Origin of the sequence: Bradyrhizobium sp. AZCC 1721, from assembly GCF_036924715.1 — a bacterium.
Taxonomy (GTDB): domain Bacteria; phylum Pseudomonadota; class Alphaproteobacteria; order Rhizobiales; family Xanthobacteraceae; genus Bradyrhizobium.
Genome location: NZ_JAZHSB010000001.1, coordinates 5,524,565 through 5,536,442 on the forward strand (window position 1 = coordinate 5,524,565; position 11,878 = coordinate 5,536,442).

Genomic DNA, 11,878 nt, shown 5'->3' on the forward strand with positions numbered 1-11,878 from the left:
ACTTGGCTGACAAGAGCGACAGCAAAACCTCTCCCCGCACGCGCGTGGACGTGCTGCTGGTCGAGCGCGGCCTGTTCGAAAGCCGCGCCCGCGCACGCGCTGCGATCGACGCCGGTGGCGTGACGGCCGACGGCAGGCCCGTGTTGAAGGCGTCGGAGATGATCGCCGCCAATGCCGAATTGTCCGCCCAGCCCGCGCATCCTTACGTCTCGCGCGGCGGCGTCAAGCTCGCCGGCGCGCTGGAGCAGTACCCGATCGAGATCGAGGACCATGTCTGCCTCGACGTCGGCGCCTCCGCCGGCGGCTTTACCGAAGTGCTGCTGCAAAACGGCGCCAGCCTCGTCTTCGCCATAGATGTCGGGCGCGGCCAGTTGCATCCCTCGCTGCAGAGCCATCCCAAAGTCGTGTCGATGGAAGAAACCGACATCCGCCAGTTCGAGGGCAAGCGCCTGCCCGCCCGGCCGGATGTCGTCGTGATCGACGTCAGCTTCATTTCCTTGAAGGCGGTGCTGCCGGTGGCGCTGGAGCTTGCGGCAGCGCCAACGCAGCTCCTGGCGTTGATCAAGCCGCAATTCGAGGCGGAACGAAAGCACTCCAAGCACGGCATCATCCGCAACGCGATGGTGCATCAGGCGATCTGCGACGACATCTCGGCGTTCGCCGCCTCGCTCGGCTGCACCGATATCCAGGTGTTTCCGTCGTCGATCAAAGGCGGCGACGGCAATATCGAGTTCTTCATGGGCGCGCGCCGTGGCTGAGAGCGAACGCCTCGTCATCGACCATGTCGGCCATCAGGGCGACGGCGTCGCCATATCAGGCGGCGGCAACATCTATGTGCCGTACGCGCTCGGCGGCGAAACAATAGAGGCCGGTCCGGTTCCCGGCCACCATCCCGACCGCCGGCAATTGCTCAAGGTCGAGACAGCGAGCGTCGAGCGCGTCGCACCGTTCTGTCCGCATTTCGGCGTCTGCGGCGGCTGTGCGATCCAGCACTGGGACGCCGAACCCTATCGCGCCTGGAAGCGCGAGTTCGTGGTGACGACGCTTTCGCAGGCAGGAATTGATTGCGACGTCGCAGCCCTAGTCGATGCCCATGGCGCGGGCCGCCGGCGCATCACCCTGCACGGCCGAATCGGAACGCATGGCGTGCTCAAGGTCGGCTATGCAGCGGCCGGTTCGCACGACATCATTCCGATCGACCGCTGCCCGATCCTCGATCCCCAACTGAGTGGCGCAATCGAGGCCGCCTGGGCCATCGCCGAGCCGTTGATCGCGATAGGCAAGCCACTCGACATCCAGATCACCGCGACCAATAGCGGCCTCGACGTCGATGTGCGCGGCTCCGGGCCGGTATCTTCAGCCATGATCGCGCGGCTGTCGCGCATCGCCGAACAACACCGGCTGGCGCGGCTGACGCGCCATGGCGAATTGGTGCTGATGCGAACGCCGCCCGTAATCTCTATTGGCGCGGCGCAGGTCACGCTGCCGCCCGGCTCATTCCTGCAGGCCACGGTGGCGGGCGAGGAGGCGCTGGCTGCGCTCGTCTTCGAGCATTGCAAGCGCGCCAAACATGTCGCCGACCTGTTCTGCGGCGTCGGCCCCTTCGCGCTGCGGCTTGCGGCGAAGTCGCGTGTAACCGCTTTCGACAGCGACACCGGCGCGGTAGCAGCCTTGCAGAAAGCCGCGACGTCCACCTCAGGGCTGAAGCCGGTCAAGGCCGAGCCGCGCGACCTGTTCCGACGCCCGCTGATGCCGCAGGAACTGCGCGACTACGACACCGTCGTGTTCGATCCTCCGCGGCAGGGCGCGCAAGCGCAGGTGACCCAGATTGCAGCAAGCAAGGTGCCGACGGCGGTTGCGGTATCGTGCAACGTCACGACGTTCGCGCGCGATGCGAAGATCTTGATCGACGGCGGCTTCAAGATCGAAGGCGTCACACCCGTCGACCAGTTCCGCCATACGCCGCATGTGGAATTGGTGGCGTGGTTCAAGAGGTAAGCACCCTATCTTCACCCTCCCCTGGAGGGGTCCGGACGAGCGAAGCTCGCTCGGGGGTCGACGCTCATGAAATGAGCGGCGGGGTGGGGTGACGGTCCATCCTCTGGATCAGCGCCCGAGTGGAGAGATCACCCCACCCCGTCTCGCATTTCGCTACGCTCATGCGAGCCGACCCTCCCCCTCCAGGGGAGGGTAAGAAGGCTACCTCCCCCACCTGTCCTGCCAGATCTTCTCGCCTATCATGCAATTGACGCGCGGCTCCCTGCCCGCTGCAGGCACTACCGGGCGTTCGGGCGTGCGGCCGGCGATCTCGAGCAGCAGCTTGGTGCGGATGGCTTCCTTGAACTTGTCGCGGTCCTTGATGGTCACCACGAACGAGCCGGGGCCGCCGATGACGCAGTCCTCGTAATACAAATCGAGATTGTCGATATCCATGGTGGAGTAAGACGGCTCCTTCACCATGATTGGCAGGCCATTGATGACGATGCCCTTTTCCAACGCGGCATCGCGCGCGATGAGGACCGGCGCGCCGTTGTTGTTCGGGCCATCGCCCGAGATATCGATCACCCGCCGCAAACCGCGGTGCGGGCTCTCGTCGAACAGCGGCATGGCGAAGTTGATCGCACCCGAAATCGAAGTGCGCGATGCCCGGCGGATCGGGGTCTTGACGATCTCGTTGGCGACGGCATCGGCCGTCTCGGGTCCATCGATCACGCGCCAGGGGATGATGATCTTCTGGTCGGTTGATGCCGCCCACTCGAAATAGGTGATCGCGATCCTGCCGTTCGGTCCGCTCTTGAGCGCCTGCAAAAACTCCTTGGAGACGATCGCCTGCGCGTAGCCCTCCCGCTGCAGCGCCAGTTCATCCATGTCCATCGAATAGGAGACGTCGACGGCGAGGACGAGTTCGAGGTCGACGGTGGGATTGGCGTCCTTGTCGGCCAGTTGGCGGGCAGCGGCGCTCGGCCGGTTCGTTGGGTTCGGCGCGGCAACACCTGCCACGTCGCCGCCAGCCAGCATGCCGGCTACAAGCACGACCCCGATCGAGACATACCAGCGCATTGCGGCCCTCCCGTCGAACGTCAGTGATGGTGACATGCAAAATGGCCGACGCAAAGCGCTGAAATCATTTGTCCTTCACATTCGGGTTAGGATCAGGCTTCGTCCACAGCAGCCTGCTCGGCCGGTTCCGCGCAGCGATTGGCCTGTCCGAGCCGGCGCGATGGCCGCCCTGATCGAGCTGAAACACTCGGCCCCCCGGTTTCAGGACCGGCCTGGAGCCTGTAAACTGATCGAGACGGCCGTCAGCCGCGGCGATCAGACCTTGGCGCAGCGCCTGGCGGACTGCCGCGCCAACTGAACGCGGCGGGCTCGTCGGATTTCCTTCGCTTCGGGACTAGAAATGGCAGATACCGTCGTCACGCCAAAAACCAAGGTCAAAACCAAGGTCGAACGGCCGCGCCTGCACAAGGTCATCCTGATCAATGACGACTACACGCCGCGTGAATTCGTCGTCACGGTGCTGAAGGCCGAATTCCGCATGACCGAGGACCAGGCCCACAAGGTGATGATAACCGCGCACCGCCGCGGCGTCTGCGTGGTCGCCGTGTTCACCAAGGACGTCGCCGAGACCAAGGCGACGCGCGCCACCGACGCCGGCCGCGCCAAGGGCTATCCGCTCTTGTTCACCACCGAGCCGGAGGAATAGCCAGCCCGGTCTGCGCAAGCTGTTTTCTGCCAGTGTTGCGCCGGGCGGCACGCAGCCATCGGCGAACCACCGCCAGAAATTCCGCTGCAGGCGGCGACAGCTCCCGCTCCTGCAAGCGCATGATGCCGATCGGACAAGCGAGCCGCCGGCCGATCAAGGGCCGCGAGATCAAGTTCGGGTCATCCAGGGGCGGACGTTCGCTGGCGGGGACGACGGCGAGGCCCACGCCATTGCGAACCAGGCCGTGAAGCGTCGGCAGCCTGTTCGTCGTCATCAGATACCGGAGGGACAGCCCGGCAGCCGCCGCGGCGTCGTCCAGGATGCGGCGGGTTCGCGACTCCGCCGGGAACGAAACCAGGGGAGCGTCCGCCAACGCCTGCAACTCGATCTTCCGGCGCCGCGCCAGCCCGCTGTTCCTCGGCAGAACGAGATGAAAGGTCTCAATGCCGAGTTCTTCGGCGATGAACGATTTCGGGGCATCGTCGACATAGCCGATCCCGAAATCGGCCAGGCCGCTGCGCACTTCGTCCCTCACCACGCTGTGCAGCCCTTCGCGCAGGTGAATCTCGATCCGTGGAAATCGCCGGCTGTAATCCGCAATCAGCGTCGGAAGAACCGCGTTCGCCAGCGAGACAACGCTAGCGACGACAATCTGTCCGCGCGGCTGCCCGGTCAGCTCCCGCATGTTCTCGACGCTGATCTTTAGATCGTTGAGCCAGCGCTCGGCGAACGAGACGAACTCCTGCCCGGCATCGGTGACCGTCACCTGGCGGGTGCTGCGGGAGAACAATGGGACATCCAGCTCAAGTTCGATCTGCTGGATCGCTCGCGTCAGCGCCGGCTGTGAAGTCTTCAGCGCGTTCGCCGCAGCGACAAAGCTCCGATACTCCGCCACCGCCAGAACCGCGCGAAGCTGCCGCGAGTTCAGGTTGGGGAAATTGTCGCGTCTCATGCCGTCCTCTCTCCGACTACCGGCGATAGCGTTTCTCGATTAATGCAAATATTGGAATTATTCTGCGTATCAGAAAGAAATTGCAACAACTGGTTCGCCGCTGCAGGGTTCGGCCGGGAGAACATCATGACGATTTGTCTATATGGCAGCCCGATCAGCACCTTTGCCCGCAAGGTGGCGATCGGCCTCGAGCTGAAGAAGCTGGACTACGACCTGATCGACGCGCTGACGGCCGATCGCCGCGAGCAATTGCGACAACTGAATCCGAGGCTGGAAGTCCCGGTTCTGACCGACGGCGATCTCGTCATCGTCAATTCCGGCGACATCCTGCAGTATCTGGATTGGCGCTACCCTCAGTATCCGCTTTATCCGACCGCGATCGAGGAGCGCGTCGTCGCCCGGGCATTCGAACGGCTGGCCGACCAGCGTTTCGATCCAATCGTGGTGGATTGCTCGTATTGGCACTGGGCCGAACGGGAAGACGAGCCGCCGCCGGGCCTTCTGAACGCAGCCAGGAAAGATATCGACGTGCTGTTCGAGCGCCTCGAAACCATGCTGCTCTCCCGGCCCAAACCGTGGCCCTTCCAAACTCCCGGCGTTGTCGAGTGCGCCTGGTTTGCCAACCTCGCTGCACTACGGACGTTCGGCCTGGCGATCGATTCCGAACGCTTTCCGGCAGTGAAGAACTGGTTTGGCGCAATGCGCACGCACCCGACCTTTGTCGCCGATGCACAGCGCACCGGCGCCTTTCTAAGGGACCTCAAGCACCTGACCCATGAGCGCAAGCGGCTGTTCTGGAGCGGCGATCGGCTGGAATGGCTGATCTCCCGCGGGTTCCATCAATGGCTTGTCGGCGAAATCGATGCCGGACGTGCCGTGTTTCCGGGATAAATCCGCGGCGACTAGGCTGCCGAAGTCTCGTCGGCCAGCCCGTAAACGCGTGCGGCCTTGGAGAAGCCGGCGACAGGAAACTCGCCAAGCTCGCTCCAGCCGCCGCGGCAAATTCCGGCAAAGCCTTCGGAGGCGACGACGGTGCGGCCGAGCTGGCTGGCGATCTTTTCGAGCCGCGCCGCGAGATTGACCGCGGGACCGATGCAGGTGAAGTCGAGCCGGTTGCCGCCGCCGATATTGCCATAGAGAATGCGTCCGACATGCAGGGCGAGGCCGAAACGAAAACGTTCGACCGCGTCGCCAATCGGGTAATTCAGCTCGGCCACGCTGGCGCGGGATTCGTGGGCGGCCTCCAGCACATGCGAGCAGACCTGTTTCTCGTCGCCGACATATTCGTCGATCGGGAACACCGCGAGCAGCCCGTCACCCATATACTTCAACACGTCGCCGCCATGCTTCTTGATCGCGGCGACCTGGCAATCGAAATACTGGTTCAGAATGTCGACGACGGTCTCGGCCGGCAGCCGGTCCGACAGCGCCGTGAAGCCGCGCAAATCGGACAGCCAGATCGCTGCATTCATCGTCTCGGTATGACCACGGCGGATCTGTCCACCCATGATCCGCTCGCCGGCGCTGTTGCCGACATAGGTGTCCAGAAGACTCGCGGCCATGCGGTTCAAACTAAGGATCTCGACCACCCGCGCCAGTGGCTTTGCGAGGCTCCGCAGCGCCGCCAACTGTTCCTCCGTGAAGCCGCCCGGCTGTTTGGTGGTCCAGCTCGATGCGTTCACCGTGCCGCCGATGAAGGGCAGCGGCAGCGCGACATAATCGGTAACGCCTTCGGCGCGAAGGTCGTCGATGATTGGAAAACGCCTGCTCTGGGGATCATCGGGCCGGGCTCGAACTTCCAGCCCCTGTTGGAACACGATGATCAGCGGGCTCGTGTGAAAATCCGGTGACTGCAGGATATTGTAATCGACCGAACCGATCTCGACCTCGGCGCCTGGCTTCCAGATAAAGCTGCGCCCGTAGATTTCGGGATGCAGGGTACGAACGAACACGCCGACACGCCACAGCGGCAAGCCGGCCGCGACCATTCGCTCGCAGCACTCGGCCATGAACCGGGTCGGGCTGGTCGCGGTTCGCCCGCCGTCGATCAGCCAGTCGGTCAGCTTCTGCAGTTCGGAGATATCCATCACGCCGGTATTTGCTGCGCAACTCCGTGAAAGGTCAAGCGCGCTCCCGGCGTGACCCGACGACGGAGCTGCGCTAGCTTTACGATGCAAAAACAAGAGGAAACGTCAAAGTGTACGACATCATCATCGTCGGCGGCGGATCGGCGGGCTCGGTCTTGGCCCACCGGCTCTCCGCCAGGAGCGCCAACAAGGTCCTGCTCTGCGAAGCAGGCCAGGACACGCCGCCCGGCAACGAGCCGCCCGAGATCCGCGACAGCTATTCGGGGCTGGCATATTTCGATCCGCGCTTCCACTGGACCGAACTCAAGGTCACGACCCAAATCGTCAGCCACAACAACCCCGATGAAAGCCGCCCGCCGCTCCGCAAGTATGAGCAGGCGCGCGTACTGGGCGGCGGGTCCTCCATCAACGGCCAGATGGCCAACCGCGGCGCGCCGACCGACTACGCGGAGTGGGAGGCCCGCGGCGCCACGGGCTGGAACTGGAAGGACGTGCTGCCCTACTTCAAGAAGGTCGAGCGCGATCTCGATTTCGACGGGCCGTTGCACGGTAAAGACGGCCGTATCCCCGTCCGCCGCATTCCGCACCAGCATTGGACAGGGCATTCGCAGGCGATGGGCGAGGCCTGCAAGCTCGCCGGCTATGCGTTCCTGCCCGACCAGAACGGCGAGTTCGTCGACGGCTACTTTCCGGTGACGCACTCCAATCAGGACGAGCAGCGTGTCTCGGCTGCGATGGGCTATCTTGATCGCGAAACACGCAAGCGCGCAAACCTGACGATATCGACCAACACGCAAGTCAAGGAGCTGCTGTTCGAGGGCACGCAATGCGTCGGCGTGAAGGCGCTGGTCGATGGCCGCGAACAGGAGTTTCGCGGTCGCGAGGTCATCCTTTCATGTGGCGCGATCCATTCGCCGGCGCATCTGTTGCGCGCTGGTATCGGACCGGTCGGGCACCTGAAGGAAATGGGCATTCCGGTCCTGATGGGCCTTGCGGGCGTCGGCCAGGGTCTGATGGATCATCCCTCGATCGCGCTGTCGTCTTTTGTCCGCCGTGGTGCGCGCATGAACGCGCACACCAGACGCCACATCCAGATGGGGCTGCGCTACTCCTCGGGCCTTCCGGGAACGCCGGCCGGCGACATGTTCGTCGCCGTCCTCACCAAGTCGGCGTGGCATTCGGTCGGCGAGCAGATCGCCTCGCTGCTCACCTTCGTCAACAAGACCTATTCGGAAACCGGGCAGGTGAAACTCGCCTCAACCGACCCGCGCGCAGAACCAATTGTCCAGTTCAACCTGCTGTCCGACAGGCGCGATCTAGATCGCCTGATGAGCGGCTTTCGCAAGATGGCGGCGCTGCAGATGAGCGCGCCGCTCAAGGCCGTTACCGACAAGCCATTCCCGGCCTCGTATTCCGACCGCGTGCGCAAGATCGGTGTGGTCAACACCAAGAACAAGATCCTCACCGCCATTGCCGCAACGCTGATGGACGGGCCGGCGGCGTTGCGTCACGCCATGATCGATAACTTCATCGTTGAAGGTTTTACGTTCGAGCAGGTCATGCGCGACGACGAGGCGCTCGAAGCCTTCGTGCGCAAGGCGGCGATCGGCGTGTGGCACGCCTCCTGCTCATGCCGGATGGGCCGGGCGGACGATCCGATGGCGGTCGTCGACACGCAAGGCCGCGTCAAGGGCGTGCAGGGATTGCGCGTGGTCGACGCCTCGATCTTCCCGGTGGTGCCATGCGCCAACACCAATTTCCCGGTTCTGATGGCCGCGGAAAAGATCGCAGACGCCATGCAGTGAGAGAAAGCCTGGTCCTTACCCGCCGACCTGCCCGCGATGGCGCAGGAAATGATCGGCCAGCACGCAGGCCATCATCGCCTCGCCGACCGGCACGGCGCGGATACCGACGCAGGGGTCGTGGCGGCCCTTGGTCATGATGTCGGTGTCGGCGCCGGCGCGATCCACCGTCTTGCGCGGCGAGAGGATCGACGAGGTCGGCTTCACCGCAAAACGCACCACAACCGGCTGGCCGGTCGAAATGCCGCCGAGCACGCCGCCAGCATTGTTCGAGAGGAAGCGCGTGCCGTTATTGCCGGTGCGCATCTCGTCGGCGTTTTCCTCGCCCGACAATTCGGCAGCAGCAAAGCCCGCGCCGATCTCGACACCTTTCACCGCATTGATGCTCATCATGGCCGCCGCCAGGTCGGCGTCCAGCTTGGCGTAGATCGGCGCGCCCCATCCTGCTGGCACGCCTTCGGCGATCACTTCGATGACCGCGCCGATCGAGGAACCGCTCTTGCGGATGCCGTCCAGATACTGCTCGAAGAAGGCGGCCTTGTCCTTGTCGGGACAAAAGAATGGATTGCGCGCGATCTCGTCCCAGTCCCATCTGTCGCGATCGATCTTGTGCGGGCCCATCTGCACCAGCGCGCCGCGCACTTTTACCTCGGGCAGGATCTTTCGGGCGATGGCGCCGGCCGCGACGCGGGTTGCGGTCTCGCGCGCCGACGAGCGTCCGCCGCCGCGATAGTCGCGCAGGCCGTATTTTGCCTCATAGGTGAAGTCGGCGTGGCCGGGGCGAAACTTGTCCTTGATCTCCGAATAGTCCTTGGAGCGCTGGTCGGTGTTCTCGATCAACAGCGCGATCGGCGTTCCCGTCGTCACCTGCGCGCCGGACTCGGGATCGGGCATCACGCCGGAGAGGATTTTTACCGCGTCCGGCTCCTGGCGCTGGGTGGTGAAGCGCGATTGTCCCGGACGGCGGCGGTCGAGATCGTGCTGGATGTCCTCTGATGTCAGCGGGATCAGCGGCGGACAGCCGTCGACCACACAGCCGATCGCGACCCCATGGCTTTCGCCGAAGGTCGTGACCCGGAACAGATGGCCGAAGGTGTTGAAGGACATGGTGTGTCGTAACGCGGTGCCGCGCGGCGGTCAAACCCGTAGACCGTCATTCCGGGATGGTCCGAAGGACCAGACCCGGAATGACGGCGTTCATAGGTCCGCCCCTAACTATACTTCTTAAGCCCCCCGTCGCGGAACACGTAGACCGCGCCCTGCTCGATCACGAGGTCGGCGGCGCTGGCCGGCGTCTCGATGCCGAGCGCCACCATCAGCGCCCGCGCGGTGCCGCCATGGGCTACCGCAACGGTATCCGCGCGCACGGAATCGTACCAGTCGCGCATCCGATGCTGCACCTCGGCATAGGTCTCGCCGCCTTCCGGCGCCATCGTCCACTTCGCTGTCAGCCGCTTGGCATAGAGCACGGGGTCGGCGGCCTGCATCTCGGCCAGCGTCGAGCCCTCCCAGACGCCGTAGCGGATCTCACGCAGGCGGTCGTCGAGCGCGTAGTCTTCCGGCCGAAGTTCTAGGGCGCCACGCACCAATTCCATCGTCGCCCGTGCGCGGCCGAGCGGGCTGGCGACAAACGGCAGCGCGAACTTGTCGCGGCCGTCCCGTTTCAGGAGATCGGCGAGGACATTGCCGGCGTGGGCCGCCTGCTTGCGGCCGAGATCGTTCAGTGGAATGTCCTGCGCGCCCTGCAGCCTGCCTTCCGCGTTCCACGACGTCTCGCCATGGCGGATGTAGTAGATCACGGGCGCAGGCATCGGACTTTACGGCTATTCCTTGGCTACCGAATTGGAGAGCGAGATGTCGGGCGCGTCGGGGCGCTTCATGCCGACGACGTGATAGCCGGAATCGACGTGATGAACCTCGCCGGTGACGCCGCGCGACAGGTCCGACAGCAGATACAGTGCGCTGTCGCCGACCTCCTCGATGCTCACGGTGCGGCGCAGCGGCGCGTTGTATTCGTTCCACTTCAGAATGTAGCGGAAATCGCCGATGCCGGAGGCCGCCAGCGTCTTGATCGGCCCTGCCGAGATCGCGTTGACGCGGATGTTCTTCTCGCCAAGGTCAGCGGCGAGATAGCGCACGCTGGCTTCCAGCGCTGCCTTCGCCACGCCCATGACGTTGTAGTGCGGCATCCATTTCTCGGCACCGTAATAGGTCAGCGTGATGATCGAGCCGCCGTCGGTCATCAGTTTCTCGGCGCGCTGCGTGATCGCGGTCAGCGAATAGCAGGAGATCAGCATGCTCCTGGTGAAATTGTCCTGCGTCGTCTCGAGGTAACGGCCGTCGAGTTGGTCCTTGTCGGCGAAGGCGATGGCGTGGACCACGAAATCGATCTTGCCCCACTTTTCGCGGAGCACATCGAACACCGCATCGATCGTCGCGGCATCGGTGACGTCGCAATGACCCAGCAGGATACCGCCCAGCTCCTTGGCCAGCGGCTCGACCCGCTTCTTCAGCGCATCGCCCTGCCAGGTGAGCGCGATTTCCGCGCCCGCGTCGTGGCATGCCTTGGCGATGCCCCAGGCGATCGAGCGGTTGTTGGCGACGCCGAGGATCACCCCGCGCTTGCCCTGCATCAGACCTGATTTCTGCGACATCTGGTTTCCAATCGAGCTTCCCTGTGGGGCTTGGAGGTACACCAGCAGTCCAGCGCGGTCGAGCCTAAATCGGCTCTCGGATTAACGCTGTTCCGGATCGGCCTCAATGGCTGGAATAGACGCGGCGATTGGGTGTTATGCTAGGTAAGGCGTTCGCGCCCGCAACTCTTGCAATCTGGTCCCGATGAGCGCGTTTCGTCAAAGTGTCGAAGCCATGATTCCGGCGCTCCGCCGCTATGCACGCGCACTCGCGCGCGATGCCGACATCGCCGACGACCTGGTGCAGGATACGCTGGTGCGTGCGTTGCGTTCCGAGCGGCTGTTTCTCGGCGGCGACGTCAGGAGCTGGCTCTATACGATCCTGACCAATTTGAACAAGAACCGGCGACGCTCGCTGGCGCGGCGGCCGCAATTCATGCCGCTGCTCGACAACAACCCGGACGCCAGCGGCACCGAGGCGGAGGGCCGCGACATTGCGCGGGCGCTGGCAACGTTGGTGGAAGAACAGCGCTCGGTGCTGCTCCTGGTGATGCTTGAAGGGCTGAGCTACCGCGAGGTCGCCAACATCCAGGGCGTGCCGATCGGTACCGTAATGTCCCGGCTTGCCCGCGCACGCGCGCATGTCAAAGCTTCGCTCGAGGGCGAACGCGCGGCGCTCAGGCGGGTGAAATGACGAA

13 protein-coding genes are annotated in these 11,878 nt (G+C 64.1%); 7 read left to right on the plus strand and 6 right to left on the minus strand.

What is annotated here, in order from left to right; translation table 11 throughout:
• Nucleotides 1–2 precede the first annotated feature (2 nt).
• Both V1273_RS26555 and V1273_RS26560 read left to right on the plus strand, forming a co-directional pair.
• Nucleotides 3–758: a TlyA family RNA methyltransferase gene (locus V1273_RS26555; RefSeq protein WP_334381043.1), complete on the plus strand. Its 756-nt coding sequence runs from the start codon at nucleotides 3–5 to the stop codon at nucleotides 756–758.
• Nucleotides 751–1,998, plus strand: coding sequence for a class I SAM-dependent RNA methyltransferase (locus V1273_RS26560; protein WP_334411420.1), 1,248 nt, complete (start codon nucleotides 751–753; stop codon nucleotides 1,996–1,998). Before V1273_RS26555 ends, V1273_RS26560 begins: the two co-directional genes overlap by 8 nt.
• A gap of 201 nt (nucleotides 1,999–2,199) precedes the next feature.
• Here the strand turns inward: V1273_RS26560 and V1273_RS26565 are convergent, their stop codons facing one another.
• On the minus strand, nucleotides 2,200–3,060 hold the full coding sequence (locus tag V1273_RS26565; RefSeq protein WP_334411421.1) for a DUF1194 domain-containing protein: 861 nt from the start codon (nucleotides 3,058–3,060) through the stop codon (nucleotides 2,200–2,202).
• A gap of 160 nt (nucleotides 3,061–3,220) precedes the next feature.
• Between V1273_RS26565 and V1273_RS26570 the strand changes: the two genes are divergently transcribed.
• Both V1273_RS26570 and clpS read left to right on the plus strand, forming a co-directional pair.
• Entirely contained in the window at nucleotides 3,221–3,358 is a 138-nt protein-coding gene (locus tag V1273_RS26570) for a hypothetical protein (RefSeq protein ID WP_334411422.1), read from the plus strand.
• Nucleotides 3,359–3,400: 42 nt separating this feature from the next.
• Nucleotides 3,401–3,706, plus strand: coding sequence for an ATP-dependent Clp protease adapter ClpS (clpS, locus tag V1273_RS26575; protein WP_028346801.1), 306 nt, complete (start codon nucleotides 3,401–3,403; stop codon nucleotides 3,704–3,706).
• Here the strand turns inward: clpS and V1273_RS26580 are convergent.
• On the minus strand, nucleotides 3,684–4,658 hold the full coding sequence (locus V1273_RS26580) for a LysR family transcriptional regulator (RefSeq protein WP_334364201.1): 975 nt from the start codon (nucleotides 4,656–4,658) through the stop codon (nucleotides 3,684–3,686). The genes clpS and V1273_RS26580 overlap by 23 nt on opposite strands.
• Nucleotides 4,659–4,784: 126 nt before the next feature.
• Between V1273_RS26580 and V1273_RS26585 the strand changes: the two genes are divergently transcribed.
• A complete protein-coding gene (locus tag V1273_RS26585) occupies nucleotides 4,785–5,549 on the plus strand; it encodes a glutathione S-transferase family protein (RefSeq protein WP_334411423.1) in 765 nt (254 codons plus the stop codon).
• Between the two features lie 11 nt (nucleotides 5,550–5,560).
• Here V1273_RS26585 and V1273_RS26590 read toward each other — a convergent pair whose 3' ends face one another.
• Nucleotides 5,561–6,745 (minus strand): adenylate/guanylate cyclase domain-containing protein, encoded by a 1,185-nt coding sequence (locus V1273_RS26590; protein ID WP_334412267.1) that lies wholly within the window; start codon nucleotides 6,743–6,745, stop codon nucleotides 5,561–5,563.
• A gap of 110 nt (nucleotides 6,746–6,855) precedes the next feature.
• Here V1273_RS26590 and V1273_RS26595 point away from each other — a divergent pair, with 110 nt between their 5' ends.
• Nucleotides 6,856–8,550, plus strand: coding sequence for a GMC family oxidoreductase (locus V1273_RS26595; RefSeq protein WP_334411424.1), 1,695 nt, complete (start codon nucleotides 6,856–6,858; stop codon nucleotides 8,548–8,550).
• A 15-nt stretch (nucleotides 8,551–8,565) separates the two neighbouring features.
• Here V1273_RS26595 and aroC read toward each other — a convergent pair whose 3' ends face one another.
• The 3 genes from aroC to fabI all read right to left on the minus strand — a co-directional run bounded on the left by aroC (nucleotide 8,566) and on the right by fabI (nucleotide 11,201).
• Nucleotides 8,566–9,654 carry a chorismate synthase gene (gene aroC / locus V1273_RS26600; RefSeq protein ID WP_334411425.1) on the minus strand — a complete coding sequence of 363 codons (1,089 nt, stop codon included), beginning with the start codon at nucleotides 9,652–9,654 and terminating at the stop codon, nucleotides 8,566–8,568.
• A 104-nt stretch (nucleotides 9,655–9,758) separates the two neighbouring features.
• Nucleotides 9,759–10,358 carry a histidine phosphatase family protein gene (locus tag V1273_RS26605; protein WP_334411426.1) on the minus strand — a complete coding sequence of 200 codons (600 nt, stop codon included), beginning with the start codon at nucleotides 10,356–10,358 and terminating at the stop codon, nucleotides 9,759–9,761.
• 12 nt (nucleotides 10,359–10,370) lie between these two features.
• Entirely contained in the window at nucleotides 10,371–11,201 is an 831-nt protein-coding gene (fabI, locus tag V1273_RS26610) for an enoyl-ACP reductase FabI (protein ID WP_334411427.1), read from the minus strand.
• Between the two features lie 184 nt (nucleotides 11,202–11,385).
• Between fabI and V1273_RS26615 the strand changes: the two genes are divergently transcribed.
• A complete protein-coding gene (locus V1273_RS26615) occupies nucleotides 11,386–11,874 on the plus strand; it encodes an RNA polymerase sigma factor (protein ID WP_334411428.1) in 489 nt (162 codons plus the stop codon).
• Nucleotides 11,875–11,878: the final 4 nt, after the last annotated feature.